General features: G+C 71.4%; 24 protein-coding genes, 1 tRNA gene and 1 riboswitch. Of the genes, 15 read left to right on the forward strand and 10 right to left on the reverse strand.

Going from position 1 to position 19602, the window contains the following annotated elements; all coding sequences use genetic code 11:
• Positions 1 to 22: 22 nt before the first annotated feature.
• Complete coding sequence (locus AB0259_RS01245; protein WP_251579195.1) at positions 23 to 976, reverse strand: alpha/beta hydrolase; 954 nt, start codon at positions 974 to 976, stop codon at positions 23 to 25.
• Between the two features lie 43 nt (positions 977 to 1019).
• On the opposite strand from AB0259_RS01245, the gene AB0259_RS01250 reads away from it, so the two are divergent.
• Positions 1020 to 1499 (forward strand): carboxymuconolactone decarboxylase family protein, encoded by a 480-nt coding sequence (locus AB0259_RS01250; protein WP_251579197.1) that lies wholly within the window; start codon positions 1020 to 1022, stop codon positions 1497 to 1499.
• A complete protein-coding gene (locus AB0259_RS01255; protein WP_251579199.1) occupies positions 1496 to 2209 on the forward strand; it encodes a tyrosine-protein phosphatase in 714 nt (237 codons plus the stop codon). The genes AB0259_RS01250 and AB0259_RS01255 overlap by 4 nt, the downstream gene beginning before the upstream one ends.
• 21 nt (positions 2210 to 2230) lie before the next feature.
• Here AB0259_RS01255 and AB0259_RS01260 read toward each other — a convergent pair whose 3' ends face one another.
• The 4 genes from AB0259_RS01260 to AB0259_RS01275 form a co-directional block, all read right to left on the reverse strand.
• Positions 2231 to 2677, reverse strand: coding sequence for a Fe-S oxidoreductase (locus tag AB0259_RS01260; protein WP_366221114.1), 447 nt, complete (start codon positions 2675 to 2677; stop codon positions 2231 to 2233).
• Positions 2674 to 3486: an arginase family protein gene (locus tag AB0259_RS01265; protein WP_366221110.1), complete on the reverse strand. Its 813-nt coding sequence runs from the start codon at positions 3484 to 3486 to the stop codon at positions 2674 to 2676. The genes AB0259_RS01260 and AB0259_RS01265 overlap by 4 nt, the downstream gene beginning before the upstream one ends.
• A gap of 63 nt (positions 3487 to 3549) precedes the next feature.
• The gene (locus AB0259_RS01270) at positions 3550 to 4284 is read right to left on the reverse strand and encodes a PspA/IM30 family protein (RefSeq protein ID WP_064001454.1); all 735 of its coding nucleotides are present in this window, start codon (positions 4282 to 4284) and stop codon (positions 3550 to 3552) included.
• A 74-nt stretch (positions 4285 to 4358) separates the two neighbouring features.
• Positions 4359 to 6320 carry a TPM domain-containing protein gene (locus AB0259_RS01275; RefSeq protein WP_366221108.1) on the reverse strand — a complete coding sequence of 654 codons (1962 nt, stop codon included), beginning with the start codon at positions 6318 to 6320 and terminating at the stop codon, positions 4359 to 4361.
• Positions 6321 to 6475: 155 nt separating this feature from the next.
• Between AB0259_RS01275 and AB0259_RS01280 the strand changes: the two genes are divergently transcribed.
• From AB0259_RS01280 to AB0259_RS01290, 3 genes are read left to right on the forward strand one after another with little or no spacing between them, the layout of a single operon-like run.
• Positions 6476 to 7309, forward strand: a complete 834-nt coding sequence (locus tag AB0259_RS01280) for a DUF3097 family protein (protein WP_366221107.1) — start codon at positions 6476 to 6478, stop codon at positions 7307 to 7309.
• 59 nt (positions 7310 to 7368) lie between these two features.
• Positions 7369 to 8115 carry a tRNA (guanosine(46)-N7)-methyltransferase TrmB gene (gene trmB / locus AB0259_RS01285; protein ID WP_366221106.1) on the forward strand — a complete coding sequence of 249 codons (747 nt, stop codon included), beginning with the start codon at positions 7369 to 7371 and terminating at the stop codon, positions 8113 to 8115.
• Positions 8115 to 8966 carry a CPBP family glutamic-type intramembrane protease gene (locus tag AB0259_RS01290; protein ID WP_366221104.1) on the forward strand — a complete coding sequence of 284 codons (852 nt, stop codon included), beginning with the start codon at positions 8115 to 8117 and terminating at the stop codon, positions 8964 to 8966. The genes trmB and AB0259_RS01290 overlap by 1 nt, the downstream gene beginning before the upstream one ends.
• A gap of 9 nt (positions 8967 to 8975) precedes the next feature.
• Here AB0259_RS01290 and AB0259_RS01295 read toward each other — a convergent pair whose 3' ends face one another.
• Complete coding sequence (locus tag AB0259_RS01295; protein ID WP_366221103.1) at positions 8976 to 9476, reverse strand: hypothetical protein; 501 nt, start codon at positions 9474 to 9476, stop codon at positions 8976 to 8978.
• 124 nt (positions 9477 to 9600) lie between these two features.
• Between AB0259_RS01295 and AB0259_RS01300 the strand changes: the two genes are divergently transcribed.
• Positions 9601 to 10083 carry a pyridoxamine 5'-phosphate oxidase family protein gene (locus AB0259_RS01300; protein WP_251580405.1) on the forward strand — a complete coding sequence of 161 codons (483 nt, stop codon included), beginning with the start codon at positions 9601 to 9603 and terminating at the stop codon, positions 10081 to 10083.
• Positions 10084 to 10179: 96 nt separating this feature from the next.
• The gene (locus AB0259_RS01305; protein ID WP_197471560.1) at positions 10180 to 10335 is read left to right on the forward strand and encodes a hypothetical protein; all 156 of its coding nucleotides are present in this window, start codon (positions 10180 to 10182) and stop codon (positions 10333 to 10335) included.
• Between the two features lie 90 nt (positions 10336 to 10425).
• Here the strand turns inward: AB0259_RS01305 and AB0259_RS01310 are convergent, their stop codons facing one another.
• Positions 10426 to 10608 (reverse strand): hypothetical protein, encoded by a 183-nt coding sequence (locus AB0259_RS01310; RefSeq protein WP_251579215.1) that lies wholly within the window; start codon positions 10606 to 10608, stop codon positions 10426 to 10428.
• A gap of 197 nt (positions 10609 to 10805) precedes the next feature.
• A riboswitch (guanidine-III (ykkC-III) riboswitch) is annotated at positions 10806 to 10869 on the forward strand.
• Positions 10870 to 10881: 12 nt separating this feature from the next.
• Here AB0259_RS01310 and AB0259_RS01315 point away from each other — a divergent pair.
• Positions 10882 to 11199, forward strand: coding sequence for a multidrug efflux SMR transporter (locus tag AB0259_RS01315; RefSeq protein WP_251580406.1), 318 nt, complete (start codon positions 10882 to 10884; stop codon positions 11197 to 11199).
• Positions 11200 to 11284: 85 nt separating this feature from the next.
• A complete protein-coding gene (locus tag AB0259_RS01320) occupies positions 11285 to 11428 on the forward strand; it encodes a hypothetical protein (RefSeq protein WP_366221102.1) in 144 nt (47 codons plus the stop codon).
• Between the two features lie 58 nt (positions 11429 to 11486).
• Here the strand turns inward: AB0259_RS01320 and AB0259_RS01325 are convergent.
• Positions 11487 to 11559: transfer RNA gene (locus tag AB0259_RS01325), tRNA-Arg, on the reverse strand.
• A gap of 167 nt (positions 11560 to 11726) precedes the next feature.
• Between AB0259_RS01325 and AB0259_RS01330 the strand changes: the two genes are divergently transcribed.
• Positions 11727 to 12356, forward strand: coding sequence for a CoA pyrophosphatase (locus AB0259_RS01330; RefSeq protein WP_366221418.1), 630 nt, complete (start codon positions 11727 to 11729; stop codon positions 12354 to 12356).
• Here AB0259_RS01330 and AB0259_RS01335 read toward each other — a convergent pair.
• On the reverse strand, positions 12344 to 13384 hold the full coding sequence (locus AB0259_RS01335) for a DUF2510 domain-containing protein (RefSeq protein ID WP_366221101.1): 1041 nt from the start codon (positions 13382 to 13384) through the stop codon (positions 12344 to 12346). The two genes, AB0259_RS01330 and AB0259_RS01335, sit on opposite strands and share 13 nt — an antisense overlap.
• Before the next feature lie 126 nt (positions 13385 to 13510).
• On the opposite strand from AB0259_RS01335, the gene AB0259_RS01340 reads away from it, so the two are divergent.
• Positions 13511 to 14155 carry an NAD(P)H-binding protein gene (locus AB0259_RS01340; protein ID WP_251579222.1) on the forward strand — a complete coding sequence of 215 codons (645 nt, stop codon included), beginning with the start codon at positions 13511 to 13513 and terminating at the stop codon, positions 14153 to 14155.
• 3 nt (positions 14156 to 14158) lie between these two features.
• Here AB0259_RS01340 and AB0259_RS01345 read toward each other — a convergent pair whose 3' ends face one another.
• Positions 14159 to 14950 (reverse strand): SGNH/GDSL hydrolase family protein, encoded by a 792-nt coding sequence (locus tag AB0259_RS01345; protein WP_366221100.1) that lies wholly within the window; start codon positions 14948 to 14950, stop codon positions 14159 to 14161.
• Positions 14951 to 15016: 66 nt separating this feature from the next.
• On the opposite strand from AB0259_RS01345, the gene AB0259_RS01350 reads away from it, so the two are divergent.
• The 4 genes from AB0259_RS01350 to AB0259_RS01365 are packed head-to-tail and all read left to right on the forward strand — an operon-like array spanning position 15017 to position 19533.
• Positions 15017 to 15841, forward strand: a complete 825-nt coding sequence (locus AB0259_RS01350) for a transglutaminase-like domain-containing protein (RefSeq protein WP_366221098.1) — start codon at positions 15017 to 15019, stop codon at positions 15839 to 15841.
• Between the two features lie 19 nt (positions 15842 to 15860).
• On the forward strand, positions 15861 to 17048 hold the full coding sequence (locus tag AB0259_RS01355; RefSeq protein WP_251579228.1) for an ATP-binding protein: 1188 nt from the start codon (positions 15861 to 15863) through the stop codon (positions 17046 to 17048).
• A 30-nt stretch (positions 17049 to 17078) separates the two neighbouring features.
• Entirely contained in the window at positions 17079 to 18746 is a 1668-nt protein-coding gene (locus tag AB0259_RS01360; RefSeq protein WP_366221097.1) for an arginine--tRNA ligase, read from the forward strand.
• Position 18747: 1 nt separating this feature from the next.
• Entirely contained in the window at positions 18748 to 19533 is a 786-nt protein-coding gene (locus AB0259_RS01365; RefSeq protein ID WP_366221095.1) for an LmeA family phospholipid-binding protein, read from the forward strand.
• Positions 19534 to 19602 lie beyond the last annotated feature (69 nt).

Below are 19602 nucleotides of genomic sequence, written 5' to 3' on the forward strand. Positions count from 1 at the left end.
AGTCCCCCGGCGTGGACTTCGGTCACCGGCCGTCATGTGCCGTCCGCAGGGCTGCGGCGAGCTCGACGGGGCGCTCCTCCTGCACGTTGTGCGCCGAGTCGAGCTCGACGTGCCGGGCGGCCGGCATCCGTTCACGGAACTCCTCCCGATCTGCCTGTGTCAGGAAACCGCGGGTCCCGATGACGAGCGTGACGGGGGCGCTCACGGCGGACAGGTCGTCCCACCCCGCGGCGGAGAGGATGCCGGCATCCGCTCGCTGCGCGGCATCCACCGCGTCGGCGGCGTCGGGATCGGCGGCGAGCCGGTTGGCGAGGTGCGCGTAGTGGTGTTTCCACTCGACACGACCGTCGGGGCGGATGCGGGAGTTCAGCGAGACGCCGCGGGTGGCGGCCTCGCGCGACCCGCCGAGCCCGAACGACAGCGCGCGCTCGACGAGATCCTCGCGGCTCGCCCAGTCCGTCGGGCCCGCGAAGAACGCGCGGATCGAGGCGGCCGCGCCGTTCGGGTCGATTCCGGGGGAGATGTCCACCAGGACGAGTGCGGCGACGAGCTCCGGATGCCGCGAGGCGAGGGCCGCTGCAGCGAGTCCGCCCAGCGAGTGACCCACGAGGGTCTGTCGCCTGCCGAGAGCCCAATCGGCGATGGCGGGGGCGATGTCCTCGGCGATGGTCGCTCCCGTGTAGCGGGCGTCATCGCGCCACGACGAGTCGCCGTGCCCCGGCAGGTCGACGACGAGGGCCGGAAGACCGGCGGCGAGGACCGTCGTGTCCCATGTGTGGGCGTTGAGCCCGGCGCCGTGGAGGAACGTGGCCTCCGGGGGGAGGCTCGGGTCGCCGAACCGCAGGGCGCTCACCGTCCGGCCGTCCGCGAGGTGGTGGGTCAGCCGCTGCACCGGGGGAACCGGGACGCCGAGGGCGTCGGCCTGGGCGGGGAGGTAGGAGAACTCGTCGAAGGCGTCGTCGCTCACGTTCCTCATTGTGGCCGATCCGGAGCATCGGGGACGCGGCTAGGGTGACGGCATGAGCGATCCCCACCGCGTGCACCTGGCCCGAGCGGCCCGGCCGGCCTACGACGCCCTGGAGGCGTTCGCGAAGACGGTCGGCGAGCTCGCCGCCGACGCCGGCATCGACGCCCGGATGCGCGAGATCGCCCTGATCCACGCCTCTCAGCTCAACGGGTGCGCCTACTGCGTCCGTGTCCACGCCGATCGCGCCGTCAAGGCGGGACTCACGACGGACGTCATCGCACAGATCGCCGTCTGGCGGGACTCCGGCGTCTTCAGCGAGCGCGAACGGGCGGCGCTCGAATTGACCGAGGCCTATGTCTTCATCCACGAGGACGGTGTCCCCGACGAGGTGTACGACCGCGTCGGCGGCATCCTCTCCGAGGAGGAGTACGTGGCGCTCAGCTGGCTGCTCGTCTCGATCAACGCCTTCAACCGCATCGCGATCGCGGGGCGCTACCCGGTACCGGGGCGCCCGGCGCCCCCGACGTCGTGACGGTCCACGACGTCCCCGGGGCCTTCAACGTCCGCGACGTCGGCGGGCTCCCGGCCGAGGGAGGCGTCACGCGTGACGGCGTCCTGTTCCGATCGGGACACCTCGCCCACCTGACGACCGAGGGCCGCGAGCGGCTCGGCGCGTTCGGCATCCGACGCATCGTGGACCTGCGCGACGAACAGGAACGACGATACGAACCGTCCCGTCTCGACGGTCTCGACGTCGAGACCGTGTGCCTGCCGATGTTCGCGGGGTCCACGGCCTCGTTCTTCGACGACGATCTCTCGCTCGACGATCTGTATCGAGCGCTCATCGACGGCTCGGCGTCGCGGCTGGTCGAGGTGGTGCGCGCGGTGCTCTCGAAGCAGCCCGTGCTCGTCCACTGCACCGTCGGCAAAGATCGCACGGGACTCTCGGTCGCGCTCATCCTCGCCGCGGCGGGCGTCGACGAGGATGCCGTCGTCGCCGACTACGCCCGCACGGAGGCCCTCCTGCCCGCCGAGCGCAACCAGAACGTCCTGCGATACCTCCGCGGGCGATACCCGCACGCGCGGCACCTGGAGGACCTCGCGACCCGTTCGCCGGCGCGGGCCCTGCGCGCCGTCTTCGACGACCTGCGCCTCCGGTACGGCGGCCCCGTCGACTACCTGCGGGCGTACGGACTGCGCGACGACGAGATCACCGACCTGCGCCGCGCGCTCATCGAGTGACGGGCCCTCGGCGGCTGGACCTCAGCCGCGGGGCACGTAGCGGCCGTCGGCGAGCCCTGCCTCGATCTCGAACCGGTTGGTGAGGGGGTCGCTACCGGCGAACAGGTAGAGCAGCGGCATGAGGATGCCGTATCGCCGCCACTGCTCGCGGTGGACCGCCTCGTGCGCGAGCAGCCGGTCGTCGATGGCTCCCACGCCCGTCAGGAAGCAGCCTCCGACGCAGACACCGCCGCGCCCGAAGGTCGCCTCCGGCATCCCCCGGAAGACCCAGAGTCCCGCGCGCCGTTCGATCCGACCGGTGGACCAGAGCGTCCCCCACACGAACCCGAACGCCGTGCCGCCGAGGTAGCCGAGACGGCTGAGCGGGGAGTCGAGGAGGATGCCGGGGATCCAGCGATCCCACCGGCGCCCGCGTTCGACGGCGCGGGCAGCGCGTTCCTCCCATCCCGCCGGCGGCACCGGGGTCACGCGAGGGCTCCCAGCAGACGCAGGATCGTGCCGAGGTCCTCGACCGCCGCATCCCGGCTCGCCGGGGCGAAACCCGAGAGCGAGGCCCCGACCAGCGGCATCCGCTCCCGGAGGCGTCCGATCGCAGCGACGACCTCCGCGGGCTGGGCGCCGAACGGCACGGGCTCGAGCACACCCGTCACGGTGGCGGGGTCCAGCACGTCCAGGTCGATGTGGACGTAGACCGCGTCGGCCCCTGTCGCCGCGACGGCGTCCGTGAGGGCCGCGGGGTCGGCGAGGGCGTCGGGGGCGAGCATCGTGAGGGATGAGGAGTCGAGCAGGTCGGCTTCGGCGTCGTCGAGGGCGCGGGCGCCCACGAGCACCGTGCGGGCGTCGGTCGCGGTCGGGGCGTCGGTGAACGGTCCCGGTGCGACGGCGGCGCGCAGTGCCATCCCGGCGAGGGCACCCGAGGGGGAGGACTCCGGGGTGTGCAGATCGCCGTGAGCGTCGAACCAGACGACCGCGAGGGAGGGATGCCGGGCGGCGGCCGCCGCGATACCGGGCACGGCGATCGCGCAGTCGCCGCCCACGATGACGGCGGGTTCCTCGGATCCGGCGAGCACCTCGGCGATCGCGTCCCGAACCCGGGTCAGTGTGCTGAAGCGACGGATGCCGGTGCCGAGGGATTCGCCCGCCTCGGTGGGCACGTCGATGCGCGTCAGCGCGGAGCGGGGAAGGTCGTCGGCGATCGCCTCGGCGCCGTCGATCAGGCGCATCGCGCGTGCCGACGGCGAGCCCTGCCACTGCGGGGCGACGACGAAACGGGTCATGGACACCTCCGGGAGCAGGACGGCGCCGGACCCGCGGGCCCGGCGCCGTCCGTGCGAATGGACTTACTGCTCGATCGCGCCGGCGTTGCCGCCGGTCTTCAGCGCGGCCAGCCGCGCCTCGACCTCGGTGAGCTCACCGATGTCCTCGAGCTGATTGAACTGCGCGTCGATGGACGAGGCCGCGATCTCGGCCTTGCCGGCGGCGAGGGCCTCCTGGCGGCGGACCTTGTCCTCGAAGCGGCCGAGCTCGCTCGTCGGGTCGAGAACGTCGATCGACTTGACGGCGTCGTGCACCTTGTTCTGCGCCTCGGCGGTCTTCGCTCGCGCGAGGAGCTCCGAACGCTTCGACCGCAGCTGGTCGAGCTTCTGCTTCATGCCGTTGAGGCCGTCCTTGAGCTTCTCGACGACCTCGGTCTGCGCGGCGATCGAGGGGGCGATGGCACGGGCCTCGTTCTCCTCGCTGATCTGGCGCTGGAGCGCGATCTTCGCGAGGTTGTCGAACTTGTCGGCGTCCGTCGTGTTCCCGGCGCTGCGCAGCTCGTCGGCCTTGCGGCTGGCGGCGATGGCCTTGTTGCCCCACTCGGCCGCGGCCTTCACGTCCTCATCGTGGTCGCGCTCGAGCAGGCGCAGGTTGCCGATGGTCTCGGCGATCGCGGTCTCGGCATCGGCGATGTTGTTGGTGTAGTCCCGGACGAGCTGGTCGAGCATCTTCTGCGGGTCCTCGGCGGAGTCGAGGAGGGCGTTGATGTTCGCCTTCACCAGAGTCGAGATGCGGCCGAAGATGGACTGCTTTGCCATCGTGTTTCCTTTCCTAGCGGGAGGTCGTGAGGTCGAGATCGATGTGGGGGTCGTGGGCCTGCGTCGTCGGAAGATCAGAAGCGACCGCCTCCTCTGCGGGATCGTGAGCCGCCGCTGCTGCGTCCGATCGACCCGCCGCTGCGTCCGCCGCTGCGGCGTGACGAGCCGCCGAAGCCGCCGAAGCCGCCGGACGGACGACGCGATCCGCCGCCGCCGAGGAGGGAGCCGATGATGATGCCGCCCAGCATGCCGCCGAAATCGCCTCCGCCGCCACCGTTTCCGCCGCCGGCGAACGAGCCGACGTCGTTCTGCGCGAGGCGGATGGCCTCCCCGGCGAGGGCGGACGCGTGCTGGGCCATCGCCAGTGCTCGCTCGGGGTCGTTCTCCTGGGCCTGCGTGGCCTGAACGAGAGTGGCGCCGGCCTCGGCGAGCCGCGTGCGGGCGGTGGCGCCCACCGCACCCCGTCGCGATCGGATGAAGTCCTCGGCGCTCGCCACCTGCGTGCGGGCCTGGAGGAGCGTCTGCGCGAGGACGGCGCGGGCGCGATCGGCGCGCTGCTGCGCGTCCCGGACGTCGCCGAGAGCGCCGTCGATGGCGGAGTTCGCGCGCTCGAGGAGCGTGAGGGCCGAGAGCGGGTCTCGGACGTCGCCGGTCAGGTCCTTGCGAGCCGCGTCGAGGTTCTGCCGGGTGGCGGCGATGACGGGCGCGAGACGCGACTCGGGATCGGGTGTCGCCGCCGCGGCCGCGAGGTCGGCCTCGAGCTCGGTCACGAGGGCCGCGCCCTCGCGCTCGGCCGTCTCGAGGTCCGATGCGAGCGTCGTGAGGGCGTCCTGCAGCTGGGTCGCCTGCGCCACCGCCTGCTCCGCCGCACGGATGCCGACGGCCGCCCCGGCGCCGTCACCCGATGCCACGTCGCGCTGCGCCTCGGCGAGCCGGGCGTCGGCGAAGGTGAGTCGGTCCCGCGCCTGGTCGGGGTTGTCGGCGACGGCGTCCAGGGCCTCCGCGCGGTAGGCGGCGCGAAGCCGCGCGAAGAGCGCATCCGACTCCGCGATCCGAGCACCGACCTCGGCGCGGCGCTGCTGGACGCGGACCAGGGCCTCGGGCGCGTTCTTGGCCAGGTCGCGCAGCGCGTCGAAGGCCTCGGCCTTCTCTGCCAGAGAGGCGGCGGCCGCGCGGCAGAGCTCGAGGATCTGCTGATAGCCGGAGCGGCGCTCCTCGGGCGATTCCGGCGTCTCGTCATCCATCTTCTGCTGCAGGGAGAACGCCTGCTGGAGCGAGGCGCGGGCGGTGGTGATCGCCTGCTCGAACTCGACCGTGGCGGCATCCCCGAACTCCGCCTTCGCGAAGCCCAGCTCCTGCGTGCTCGCCGAGATCTCGTCGTCGGTGTGGACGAGGGCAGCGCCGGCCTCGCGCTCGAGCTCCTCGAGGGGGACCTGCTTCGTGCCGGACGCCGTGCCCGACGCGCTCCGGCGGCGCCGCACGAGCGCCCAGACGACGAGACCCGCGAGGGCGGCCACGACGAGGATGACGACCCAGACGACTCCGCCGCCCCCGCCCGCGGAGCGCCCTTGCTCCAGACCGTCGGCGGCGGCGATCCCGGCGCCCTCGCAGTCTCCGTCGCTCAGGGCGGGGAGCACGCGCTCCTGTTCGATGCGGGTGATCGCGTCCTCGGCGATCGGGCCGCTGGAGTCCGCCGAGAGGTAGTACGCGCGACCCTCGGTCGCGATCGCGAGCAGGTACTGACTGGGGCCCAGGTTGTTCCGGTCCGCCGCCGCGTTCGCCCAGTCCTCGGCGCTCGTCGGATCGGTGAAGTCGTCGACGTAGACCACCCAGAGACCGAGGCCGGTGTCGTCCTGCAGCTTCGTGAGGCGCGCGTCGAGTCGCGATTCCTGCGCGTCGGTGAGGACGTCGGACTCGTCCAGCACACGGCTCGCGCCGAGAGTGACCGGCTCGGTCGCCGAGGCAGGTGCGGCCGCGCCGGCACCGAGGAGGATCGCGAGCGACACCGCCACGACGGACGTCAGGCGGGATCGCATCGTCCAGACCTCCGGGGGAGTTGCTCGAGTGCGGTCGGAACCGCCTGTCGCGAGTCTATGCCGCGACCCGTATGTCTCGGTACCGGCATCCGGCCGGTGCGCCTGTGCGTTCCCTCTGTGTTCCTCATCTAGGCTTCCCGGTTCGGGAGGTGCCGATGGACGACCGGTACGGAAGCGACGTTCTGGCCACGGGATGGCGCGACAAGGGGCGGCCCACCGTCACCACGGTGCCCGCCGAGCGCGGACTCGTGGTGGAGGTCGCGCTCGACGACTTCGTCGGTGCTGTCACGGGCGTCACGGCGGGACACGTCGAACTGGAGGACCGGCACGGCCGCGTTCGGCTGTTCCCGCTCGGCGGCGGCTTCCTCGTCGACGGGAGGCCCGTCCAGCTCGTCCCGCCGCGCGCCGCAGCGCCCGCCGGCCGGACGCGCACGGCCTCCGGGTCCTTCGCCGACCCGCAGGCACGTGCCCGTGTCGCCCGTGCATCGCGCATCCTCGTGGAGGGGCGCCACGACGCCGAGCTCGTCGAGAAGGTCTGGGGCGACGACCTCCGGATCGAGGGCGTCGTGGTCGAGTACCTGCGGGGCATCGATCTGCTCGAGGACCTGCTCCGCGACGAACCCCCGAGCGCGGAGCGCCGATACGGGGTGCTCGTGGACCACCTCGTGCCCGGCTCGAAGGAGACCCGGATCGCCGAGCAGATCATGCGCGGCCCGCACGGCCGGTTCCTCAAGATCGTCGGGCATCCGCACGTCGACGTCTGGCAGTGCGTCCTGCCGCGCGCCCTCGGCATCGCCGCCTGGCCGGATGTGCCCCGGGGGATCGAGTGGAAGAAGGGCGTGAGCCGCGCCCTCGGATGGCCGGCGGGCGACCAGATCGACATCGCCGAGAACTGGCAGCGGATCCTCGGGTCGGTCAGGACCTACCGCGACCTGGACCCTGCCCTCCTCGGCCGGGTCGAAGAGCTCATCGATTTCGTGACGGCGTGAGCGGGCGACGCAAGGGCCGGCCCGCGGAGGCGCCCGACACCGCGGGATACCCTGGTCGCATGCCCGACCCCGACGCCCCCGAGGCCGCGCCGCGCTTCCGCGACAAGCCCGTGTCGTTCGTCCGCCGGAGTGGGCGGATGAGCGACGCGCAGGAGCGCGCCTGGGACGAGCTCTCGGGCACATACCTGCTGGAGGTGCAGCGGGATGCCGCGGCCACCAGCATCCGCCCCGGTTCCACGATCGACCCCGCCGCCGAGTTCGGTCGCCGCGCGCCCCTGGTGGTCGAGATCGGGTCGGGTCAGGGGCACGCGATCGTGCATGCCGCATCGGAGGCGCTCGAGACCGACTTCATCGCCGTCGAGGTGTTCCGTGCGGGACTCGCGCGGACGATGCTCGACGCGGACCGCGAGGGGGTTCGAAACCTCCGGCTGGTCGAGGCGAACGCGCCTGAGGTCCTCGAGCATCTGCTGCCCGAGGCATCCGTCGACGAGGTCTGGATCTTCTTCCCCGACCCGTGGCACAAGACCAAGCACAACAAGCGTCGGCTCATCGCGAATGGCTTTCCGGCGCTCGCCGCTCGCGCGCTGCGTGACGGCGGCGTGCTGCGGCTCGCCACCGACTGGGAGGACTACGCGCTGCAGATGCGCGAGGTCCTGGGCGGGGCGGCGGACTTCGAGGCCGCGTTCGACGGGGAGTGGGCGCAGCGGTTCGAGGGCCGCATCATGACCGCGTTCGAGCGCAAGGGCATCGCCAAGGGGCGCGACATCCGCGACCTGACGTACCGCCGCCGGCCCCGGACGCCGTGATGGTGCGCGCCGACGCAGGAGCACGTCCGCTCGTCGGTGTGCGCCTCATTCCGGCGTTGCTCGTCTGTCTCGCGGCGCCGGCGTTCTTCGTGCTGCTGACGCCGTGGCTCGGGTGGATCCTGCTGGCGGCCGGGCTGGTAGGTGCTGCCCTGCTGGAGCGGACGGACGCGGCGGCATCGACCCCGTCGCTCACGCGCGACCTCTCGCTCATCGCGATCGGGATGCTGATCGTCAGCGTCATCCCGCTCAAGGCGGAGCTCGACGACGCGGCCATGATCCGGTTCACGCTCGCACTCGGCGGTGCCGTGCTCGTCCCCTACCTGGTCTCGCGCTTCGTCTACCGCGATCACGCGATCCGGTTCCCCTGGCGCGGCGGCGGGCGGTGGACGCTGTGGCAGTGGGCCTGGCTGGTCGCCGTCCTCGTACTCGGCTGGCTGATCCTGCCGTTCTACTTCATCACCTCGGGCGTGTACGGGAACTGGCCCGTCGTCGACACCCCGGATCTCATCGCCCGCCTGTTCGTCGGCGTGGGGGCGGTCGGCATCTGGGACGAGCTGTTCTTCATCTGCACGTGCTTCGCGCTGCTGCGACGGCACTTCGCGGATGCCACGGCGAACGGGCTGCAGGCGATCGTGTTCGTGTCGTTCCTGTGGGAGCTGGGGTACCGGGCCTGGGGTCCTGTGCTGACGATCCCGTTCGCCCTCCTGCAGGCCGTCATCTTCCTGCGGACGAAGTCGCTCGCCTACGTCGTCACCGTCCACCTGCTGTTCGATGCGGTGGTGTTCGGCGTGCTGGTCCACGCGCACAACCCGGGGCTCCTGGACGCGATCTTCCTCGTCCCCGCGCCCTGATCCGGGCTCTCAGGCGCCGACGGCGGATGCCGTGGCGCGCGCCGACGTCGCGTGCGCGACACCCCAGACGACCAGGACTGTCGCGGCGACGCCGCTCGCCGCCATGAGGGCGGATCCGCCTGCGGCGTGATCGCCGCCGGAGACCGCGAACGCGTCGGCGAGGGCCATGCCGGGCCCGAAGGATGCCGCGAAGTAGGCCGGCGCGCCACCGGCGATGATCGCGAGGTACGCGGCCACGGCGACGCGGGTGGATGCGGTGCGGAGGAGGAACGCCGGGACGAGGACGATGAGCGCGAGGCCGACGCCGATGCACGCGAACACCCACGGGGTGGGGGTGAAGACGACCTCTCCGCGGGACAGCGCCACGTCGTGGATCTCGCCGAGGCTGAGCCCGGGCGCCGCGGCGAGCGGGTTCCAGACGGAGATCTGGAGCACCATGACGACGGCGTAGGTCGTCACGGCGAGGGCGCCGAGGACGGCGATGGACGTGCGCTGCGATCGCGTCGACATGCGCCGAGCATCGCACATGAGCCGCCGTCGCGGCATCCGTGTCGCTCATCCGGTCGAAGGTGTCAAGCCCTCCGTCCGTCCGTCGGGGCGGTGCGAGCCTGACGGAGAGACGAAGGAGGGCCTCATGGCCGACGAGAAGGATCCGCACGCGACACTGATCGACCTGCTTCCGAAGTTCCGCTTCGCGATGGTCACCACGATGAACGAGGAGGGTGCTCACACGGCGCGGCCGTTGACGGTGCAGGATCGTGAATTCGACGGCGACCTGTGGTTCATCGTCGGCCGGAACTCCTCGGTCGTGGCTCACGTCGCGACCCGCCCGCAGGTCGGGGTCGCGCTGAGCACGAACGACGCCTGGGTGTCCATCGCGGGCACCGCCGAGGTGGTCGACGACATCGAGCGACTGCGCGAGTACTGGTCGCCCTCGGTCGAGGCGTGGTTCCCCGATGGACCCGAGGACCCGAACGTCACGCTGCTGAAGATCGACGCGCTGTCGGGGGAGTACTGGAGCAGCCCCGGAGGTGTCGTCGCCTCGGTCGTGAGCCTCGTGAAGTCGAAGATCACGGGAAAGCCGTATGAGGGTCGCAACGACACCGTCGACCTTTGACCTCACCCGCGCGGGGGTCTGTCAAGGCCCTCCGTGCCGCGGATGCCGCGACGTAGCGTCGCGGGCACGTGACCGACAGCGACCGGAAGGACCGCGATGAGCGACACGAACGGCTCGGACGAGCACAACACCCAGGGTGTCCCGGACGAGGGCGCTGACGCCGACACCGCGTCCGGCGGATCGCCCGACGAGAACCCGCCCGTCACGACGGACGAGGACGGCACCCCCATCGAGAACCCGTCGGGCGGCTGAGTCCGTACGACGCCAGGTCTGCCGTCACGCGAGGATGTCCGTCCTCCGCGTGACGGCAGCTTCTTCGTGCGGGCGTCCTCGGGGCCGACCTCAGAACATCGCGAGCAGCGACGGTCCGAAGGCCACCAGGAGGGCGACGGGGACGACGAGCAGACCGACGGCGGCGATACCGATCGCGGCGATCGTGCCGAGCACGGACAGCACCGCCGCAGAGGTCGTGCTGCCCACGCGTGTTGCAGAGGACGACGGGGTGGAGAGGGTCGCGGTAGCCATACTCCGACGCTACGAATCGACCCGTTCGGTCGCGTCCACCGCAAGGCTGGCCGAGGTCATCCTCCGGAATGATCTGGCCCGCCCCCCCGACGCCGAGACTGCACGTGCGTCTTGAAACTGCGTCTGCACGCCGCATCCTCGTCGCGCGGGTGCAGTCTGGCGAACCGGGTCTGCACAGGCAGCCCCGATAGACTCGCGGCGGGCCTCACCCGGGCCCCCGGACGAGGGTTCAGTACCCGGTGAGCGACAAGACTGGCCAGGAGGTCAGTGATGCTGTCGTGGATCGTTCTCATCGTCGCCGGGATGCTCGAGGCCGTGTGGGCCACCGCACTCGGCCGCTCGGAGGGCTTCACTAAGCTCTGGCCGACGGTCACGTTCGGCGTCGCCCTCGTCGCCAGCATGGGCGGCCTCGCCTTCGCGCTGCGCGAGATCCCCACGGGCACCGGCTACGCGGTGTGGGTCGGCATCGGGGCATCCCTCACCGTCATCTGGGCGATGGTCACCGGGGCGGAATCGGTCTCGCTCGTGAAGATCCTGCTCATCCTCGGCCTGGTGGCGTGCATCGTCGGACTCAAACTCGTCTCGGACTGACGCGTCGCGCTGTCAACCCCGGGCGTCCGCGGGCGCCGGGCATTAGCGTCTGGTCCACAGACGACACCGACCGACGGAGGGTGACATGTCCGGCGACGACCGCAATGCCGACGAGAACGCGTACGAGGGACCGGACGTGGAGCTTCCCACGCACGATGGCGCGGTCGCGGGCGGAGTCCCGCCCTTCGGGCACCCCGTCGATCCGGACGAGGCCCCCGACAGCGACTGACGATCGCGGGAACGACGAAGGGGACCCGGCGTGATGCCGAGTCCCCTTCGCTTCCGTGTGCCCCCGGAGGGATTCGAACCCCCGACTTCTGGTACCGGAAACCAACGCTCTATCCCCTGAGCTACGGAGGCGTACCGATCGAGACTATCACCGGTGCGGCGGCGGTCGCGCCCACGTCGGCCCCGTGACCTAGCCTGAACTCGTGACCACGCCTCCTCCCGCCCACACCGCGCGGGAGCAGCTCGTGCACCTCGTGCATTCGGTGGCGAGCGGAGCCGCGCAGCCGGGTTTCGAGGTCCTGCGCTCGATACCCGAGGTGCCGGGTGCCCGTGCCGCGGCCGTCTTGATCCTGTTCGGCGTCCTCGACGATGCGCCCGCCGATCGCGACGCCGCGGACCGCGCCGTCTCGCGTGATCTCGACGTCCTCCTCCTGTCGCGGGCCGAGACGCTGCGCGCCCACCCGGGCCAGGTCGCCTTCCCCGGCGGACGTGTCGATCCGGGGGATGCGGATGCCGTGGCGGCATCCCTGCGCGAGGCGTGGGAGGAGACGGGGTTGGATGTCGACGGCGTCGACGTGCTCGGGACGCTGGAGCCCATCCCTCTCGAGTTCTCACGCCATCTCGTGACACCGGTGATCGCCTGGTGGCGGCGTCCCTCACCCGTACGGGTCGTCGACGAGGCGGAGTCGGCGGACGTGTTCCGGGCGCCCGTCGCCGACCTTCTCGATCCCCTCCATCGCGGAACCACCGTGGTGCGCAGCGAGCGGGGGGAGTTCCGCGGACCGGCGTTCCTCATCCCGACGCCGCGAGGGGAACGCCTCGTGTGGGGCTTCACCGCGATGATCCTCGCGGGTCTGTTCACCCGACTCGGGTGGGACGAGCCGTGGGATGCGGGACGCATCATCCCGCTCCCCGGTCAGAACGCGTAGAAGTCCGCGTAATCCGACAGCAGCAGGTCGGTGGCGTCCTCGGGGACGAGGTAGGCCACGAGTCCCTCCACGGTCTCACCTTCGTCGACCGTGCCGGCGTCGCTCAGCAGCGTCGAATCGTCCGGTGCCACGACGAACGTGCTCGGGTAGATCTTGCCGTCCGGTGTGGCCAGCGACAGGTCGTACGAGGCGTAGGCGGCCTCCGTGCCCTCGGGGTCGAGACCCGTCACGGTCATCTCGACCAGGACGTACCGCATCCCCTGCATCGTGAGCCCGTTGTACTCGTTCCACGCCAGGACCTCGTCGGTCGCATCCTCGTCGATCAGGCGGACCTCGGCGCGGTAGTCGTCTCCCGACGAGGAGCCGGCCACGTACGGCAGAGGCAGCGGGTCCTCCAGCGATCCGGGCCCGGTGTCCGGGGCGAAGGAATCGAAGCCCTGGCCGGGGGAGGGCGACGCCTCGGGCGCCGGTGCGGCGCCGACATCCGTGTCGTCGTAGGACCGCGTCGGCGCCCAGATGATCGAGGAGATGGAGATTGTGACGATCAGAGCCCAAGCGAGCCCGAGCCCAGACAGGACCAGGCCCGTCACCGCGAGCCCCTTCCGCTGACGCCGCACGAGAGCGAGCACACCGAAGACCGCACCCACGAGGGCGATGACGAGTCCGAGGAAGGGGATCCACGCCGAGAGGAAGGCGGCGATCCCCAGCACGAGCGCCGCGACCGCGATTCCCTGGGGCGGCCCCGGGGGCATCGCGCCCCCATAGGGCGGATAACCCGGCGGCGGTGCGCCGTACGGCGCCGGCGGCACACCGTGCGGCGGGACCGCGCCGTACGGCGGCGCGGCGCCGTACGGCGGCAGAGCACCGTGCGGCGGAACGCCCGCAGGCTGCGGCGGCGTGGGAGCCGCTCCGCCCGCGTCGGCCGGCAGGAACGGGGGAGCGGCGTGCCACGTCGAGCCGTCCCAGTAGCGGAGCTCATTGCCGGCGTGCGGAGCCGGATACCACCCGGCAGGCGTCGTGTCGGTCACGTCCGAATCCCCCTCGTCGATGCGTCCGGGGCCGCGCGGGCCCCTTCCATGTCGAGCGTACAAGCGCAAGGGGCGGCACCCGGGGGACTGTCGCCCGTAGCGTCGAGGCGGTAGAGAGGAGCCCCCATGGCACGCATCACGATCATCGGCGGACACGGGAAGGTCGCGCTGCTTCTCGCGCCCCTCCTCGTCGAAGCCGGGCACGACGTCGTCTCCGTGATCCGCAACCCCGACCATGAGCAGGATGTCGCCCGCACGGGTGCCAGCGCCGTCGTCGCCGACGTCGCGGCATCCGACCTGGATGAGCTGACCGAGCTGCTCGCCGACAGCGACGCGGTCGTGTGGTCAGCCGGCGCGGGTGGGGGTTCCCCCGAGCGCACGTACGCCGTCGACCGGGATGCCGCGATCCGCTCGATCGACGCGGCCGTCGCGGCCGAGGCGCGGCGCTACATCATGGTGTCGTACTTCGGCGCGGGCCCCGATCACGGAGTGGACCCGTCGGACGGCTTCTTCGCGTACGCCGAGGCCAAGGCCGCGGCCGACGCCCACCTGCGCGACGCGGACCTCGACTGGACGATCCTCGCGCCGTCCGCGCTCACACTCGACGAGCCGACCGGCCGCATCGACGCGGCGGCGGACACAGGCACGTCGGTGACACGAGCGGACGTCGCCGCGGTCATCGCCGCGGCCCTGGCGGAGCCGGGAACCATCGGACGGACGATCTCGTTCAACAACGGCGACGTGCCGATCGGCGACGCGCTGAAGGCGTGAGGGTCAGCGACCGGCGGGAGCCGACTCGTCCTCCGTCACGGCGCCGGCGTCGGTGATCGCGCTGCGTTCGAGGAGAGCCTGCTGAAGCCTCTCGGCGAGGTAGGCGTGCCCCTGATCGGACGGATGACGCTTGCCGGCGTCGACATCGATCACGTCGAGGTAGTTGGCCGGCGTGACCCACTGCTCCTGCAGAGGAGAGATGTACCACCAGTGCCGGTCGGCTGCCGCCTTCTGCAGATCGCGATCGATCCGTGCGGTGCCCTCTTCGACCGGGAACTGGTGCGGGGTCGGACCGAAGATGACGATCTGGGCGTGCGGGTACAGCCCGGCGAAGACGTCCCAGGTCGCCTCGACCTCCTCGCGGTAGCCGCGTTCGCCCTGGAGTCGGTCGTTGATGGAGCCCTGGATGATGATGAGGTCGTAATCGGCGCGGGGGTCGAGCCACGTCGCGCGAGTGCGGAAGTCGGGACCGTCGAAGCCGGGTTTCATATAGCCCGAGCCGCGCACGCCGTCCACGGTGACGTTCCAGCCCGTCAGACGACCCAGCTGGTAGGCGTAGCCGTCGGTGGGCACCGTCGCTGCCGAGCCGTACGTCCATGAGTCGCCGAACACGAGCACGTTCGCGTCGGTGGACACCGAGAGCGGTTCGATGGCGGCGACGCCGGAGGTCGAGGTCGCGGCATCCACCGTGGGCGCAGTTCGCCACGGCTGCCAGGCGGCGAGCGCGACGATGGCCGCCACTCCCGCGGCGAGAACCCCGAGCCCCCAGGTCCTCCCACGTCGTTCAGAGGTCATGCGAAGAGGGTAAGCGATGATCCCGGGACTCGCCGACTCCGATCTTCCGCGTGCGAGGATTGCCCGGTGCAGCGTGTCGTCCGGGCGGAACTCGACCTCGAACTCGAGGGGGAGCTCGAGCTCATCCTCTCCGTCGCCGTGGCCGCCGGCACCCCCCTCGCGCACGAGCGGCTGCAGCTCCTGCGGGAGGGCGAGGAACTGCACCCCACGACCGTGACGGATGCCGCCGGCACGCGCCTGCACCGCCTCCGGGTCGCGGCAGGGCCGGTGCAGGTGCGCTACGACGCCCGCGTCGACGGTCCGCTGAACCCGGCACCGGCCTCCGATCTCGACACCGCCGTCTACCTCCGGCCCAGTCGCTACGCCCCCTCGGACTCCGTCTTCGGGCAGGCCCGCCGACAGTTCGGCGGACTTCGGGGGACCGATCTCCTCGCGGCCGTCGAGGCGTTCGTCGCCGAGACCGTCACCTACTCACCGGGGCTCTCGCTGGGGACCGACTCCGCCGTCACGACCCTCGCGACCGGTCAGGGCGTGTGCCGCGACTATGCGCACCTGGTCATCGCGCTCCTGCGGGCGATGGACGTCCCCGCACGGTACGTCGCCTGCTACGCGCCCGGGCTCGTCCCGATGGACTTCCACGCCGTGGCTGAGGCCTGGATAGACGGGCGCTGGCTCGTCGTCGATGCGACGCGGCTCTCCAACCGTCGCGGACTGGTGCGCATCGCCACAGGGAGGGATGCCGCGGACTGCGCCTTCCTCAGCTACTACGGCGCCAACCTCGCCCTGCGCCGGCTCGTCGTGGACGCGCACATCGACGGCGACGGGGAGGTCGTCGCCGCGGCATCCGATCCGCTCCGTGACGATCGGACGGCCCTCGTCTCCCTCGGGTGATTAGGGTGATCCATAGATCATGGGGGAGGAACGCGTGAAGACGGCGGATGACGTCATTCGGCGAGCGATCATCGAGGGGTACGGCGTCCTCGGCGAAGCTCCGGAAGCCGACCTGCAGGGACTGGTCCAGTTGGCCGCGACCGTGTGCGACGTCCCCACCGCCGTCATCAATCTGATCGACGATCGCTTCCAGCATCAGATCGCCGCGGTCGGCATCGAGCCGGCGGTCTGCAGCCGTGAGGACTCGATGTGCGCGGTCGTGTTCCGCAAGCCGGGGCACACCGTCGTCACCGACGCGAGCCTCGACGAGCGTTTCGCCGGCAACCCCTTCGTCACCGGTGAGATCGCGAACGTCAAGTTCTACGCCTCGAGCCCGCTGATCACGCCGACGGGAGTGCCGATCGGGACCATCTGCATCTTCGACGAGGTGCCACGCGAGCTCCCCGATGACGAGAGCGACGCCCTCGCCCTCATCGCGCGACAGATCGTGGACGTGCTGGAGCTGCGACGCATCACACGGGAGCTCGGCGAGTCCAACGAGCAGCTCGAGAACTTCGCCGCCCAGGTCGCCCACGACCTGCGGAACCCGCTCACGGCACTGACCGGCTACATCGAGCTGGCCGCGGACGTCCCCGAGGTCGCGGGCGTGCCGGCGGCGTCGCGGGCCCTGGCGCGGGCGGAGTCCGTCGCGGATCGCATGTCGGGGATGATCGCGCGACTGCTCGACTATGCGCGCGTCGGCGGCGCGCCCATCCGGCGATCCTCGGTCGACGTCGCCCCCCTCGTCGCTTCGACCATGGAGGACCTGCGCAGCGCCGGCGAGGACAACGGGGCCGAGGTGACGGTCGAGGCATCCGTCCCCGTCAACGCCGACCCGACCCTGATCGGAGTGCTGCTGCAGAACCTCGTCGGGAACGCCGTCAAGTTCGCCGGGATCGGCGGTCGCCTGCCGAAGGTCATCGTCTCGGTCGCGGCCGTCACCGCCGGCGTGCGGATCGTGGTCGACGACAACGGTCCCGGCGTCCCGCCCGCGGAGCGCGAACTCGTGCTCGAGCCTCTGGAGCGCGGGTCCAACGCCGACGCCCCCGGCTTCGGCATCGGCCTGGCCACGTGCCGCCGCATCGTCGAGTCGCACGGCGGCCGCCTCGGCATCGACGATTCGCCCCTGGGTGGTGCCCGCGTCTGGGTGGTCCTGCCGTCGGCGTGAGGACCGCCCGAAACGTAGACTTGACGGGTTATGACTCCCGAAGCGCTCTCCGCCGCCCTGCTCGCCGTCGTCACCCCGCTCGTGGAGGCGCGACGACCCGGCTCCGGTGAGGCGCTCACGCTCGCCGACTTCCCGGTCGAACGCCCGAAGAACCGCGACCACGGGGACTGGGCCTCGAACGCCGCCCTCAAGCTCTCGAAGCAGGTCGGCGCGAATCCGCGCGAGTTCGCGGCCGAGGTCGCCGAGGCGCTCGCCGCGATCGACGGCATCGCGTCGGTCGAGGTCGCGGGTCCCGGGTTCATCAACATCCGACTGGATGCCGCCGCTGCCGGCGCGCTCGCGAGGGCCATCGTCGAGGCCGGCGCAGCCTTCGGACAGGGGCGCTCGCAGGAGGGCAACACGATCAACCTCGAGTTCGTGAGCGCGAACCCGACCGGCCCCATGCACATCGGTCACACCCGCTGGGCGGCGCTCGGCGACGCGATCGCGCGCCTGCTGCTCGCCAGTGGTGCGACCCTCGTGCGCGAGTTCTACATCAACGACGCGGGCGCTCAGATGGACCGGTTCGGCCGCTCCGTGCTGGCGCGCATGAAGGGTGATCCGGCACCGGAGGACGGCTACGCCGGCGCGTACATCGACGACCTCGCGAAGCGTGTCGCCGAGGGGGAGCCGGCGATCGGCGACCTGCCCGAGGACGAGCAGATCGCCGTCGCGCGCGATCGCGCGTATGCGCTGCAGTTGGCGGAGCTCCAGGCGTCCCTCGAGAAGTTCAACGTCCACTTCGACGTCTTCTTCAGCGAGCGCACGCTGCACGCCGCCGGCGAGGACGGCGGACCGAGCCTCGTCGACCAGGCCGTCGACCGCCTGCGTGCCCAGGGCCATGTGTTCGACGCCGACGGTGCGGTGTGGGTGCGCACGACCGACTTCGGCGACGACAAGGACCGTGTCATCCGTCGCTCGAACGGTGAGTACACCTACTTCGCCGCCGACGCCGCGTACTACCTGAACAAGGGCGACCGCGGCTTCGCGCACAAGATCTACCTGCTGGGCGCCGACCACCACGGCTACGTGCACCGGCTGAAGGCGCTCGCCGGGGCGGCGGGCGACGACCCCGAGAAGGACATCGAGGTGCTGATCGGCCAGCTCGTGTCGGTCAACGGCGCCCGCTTGTCCAAGCGCGCGGGCAACATCATCGAGCTCGACGACCTGCGCGAGTGGCTGGGCACCGACGCGCTGCGTTACTCGCTTGCGCGCTACCCGGCCGACTCGCCGCTGACGCTCGACCCCGAGATCCTGCAGAAGCGCACGAACGACAACCCCGTGTTCTACGTGCAGTACGCCCACGCACGGACGCACAACGTCGCGCGCAACGCCGCCGACTCCGGCGTCTCCCGCGACGCGTTCGCCCCCGAGCTGCTGACCCACGAGACCGAGTCGGCCCTGCTGGGCGCTCTGCAGGAGTTCCCCCGCCTCGTGGCGTTCGCCGCCGAGTTGCGCGAGCCCCATCGCGTCGCGCGCTACCTGGAGGAGCTCGCGAGCCTCTACCACCGCTGGTACGACTCCTGCCGAGTGACGCCGCTCGGCGATGAGGAGGTCACCGACCTGCACCGCACCCGTCTGTGGCTGAACGACGCCACCGGTCAGGTGCTCCGCAACGGTCTCGACCTCCTCGGCGTGAGCGCGCCCGAGCGGATGTGACATGACCACCGTCACGGCGCCCCGCCGACGCCGCCGCGGCTGGATCGTCGCGATCGTCATCGTCGCGGTGCTCGCGGTGCTCGCGGTGCTGGTGGTCGCCGCCGAGTTCGCGGCGAGGGCGCTGGTGCCGCAGGTCATCCGGTCGCAGCTCGTCTCCACGCTCGGCCTGCCCGAGGATCAGCCGATCGACGTCGACATCCCCGGGCTGCTCCTGCCTCAGCTGGTGGTCGGCAACATCCCCGTGATGAGCCTGTCCGCGGACGACGTGGAGGTCGACGGCATCTCCGGCGACGTCGAGGTGACCATCGCGGATGCCCCGGTCCGCCAAGGCGGCGACTGGAGCAGCGCGCGAGCCGTGGTCGTGATGGACGAGGAGCAGGTCCGCACCATCCTCTCCCGGGTGGACGGCTTCCCGGTCGATTCCTTCCGCCTCGATCCGCCGGCGGTCGCCCTGGACACCGAGCTGAACGTGTTCGGCGCCGCCGTTCCGCTCGGTGTGCGTCTGTCGGCGGCGGCGGAGGACGGCGAGCTCGTCCTGTCGCCGACCACGTTCCGCCTCGGCGAGGTGGACGTGTCGGCCGAAGCGCTGCGGCAGCAGCTGGGCCCGCTCGTCGGGTCCTTCGTGCAGAACTGGCCGGTGTGCCTCGCGGAGTACCTGCCGCGCGCGCTCACGCTCGCCGAGGTCACCGTGGCGGAACGCGGCGTCGTCGCCTCCTTCGATATCGACAGTGCGATCCTCCGCGACAGGACCGCCCAGCAGCCGGGTTCCTGCGCCGACGCCTCGTAGCGTCACGGGGCCGGGGGCGGTTGCCGCGGTGCCCTAGACTGTGGGCACCGTCGGGGCGTGGCCACACCG

It is taken from the genome of Microbacterium sp. NPDC080005, assembly GCF_040702445.1.
Lineage (GTDB): Bacteria > Actinomycetota > Actinomycetes > Actinomycetales > Microbacteriaceae > Microbacterium > Microbacterium oleivorans_D.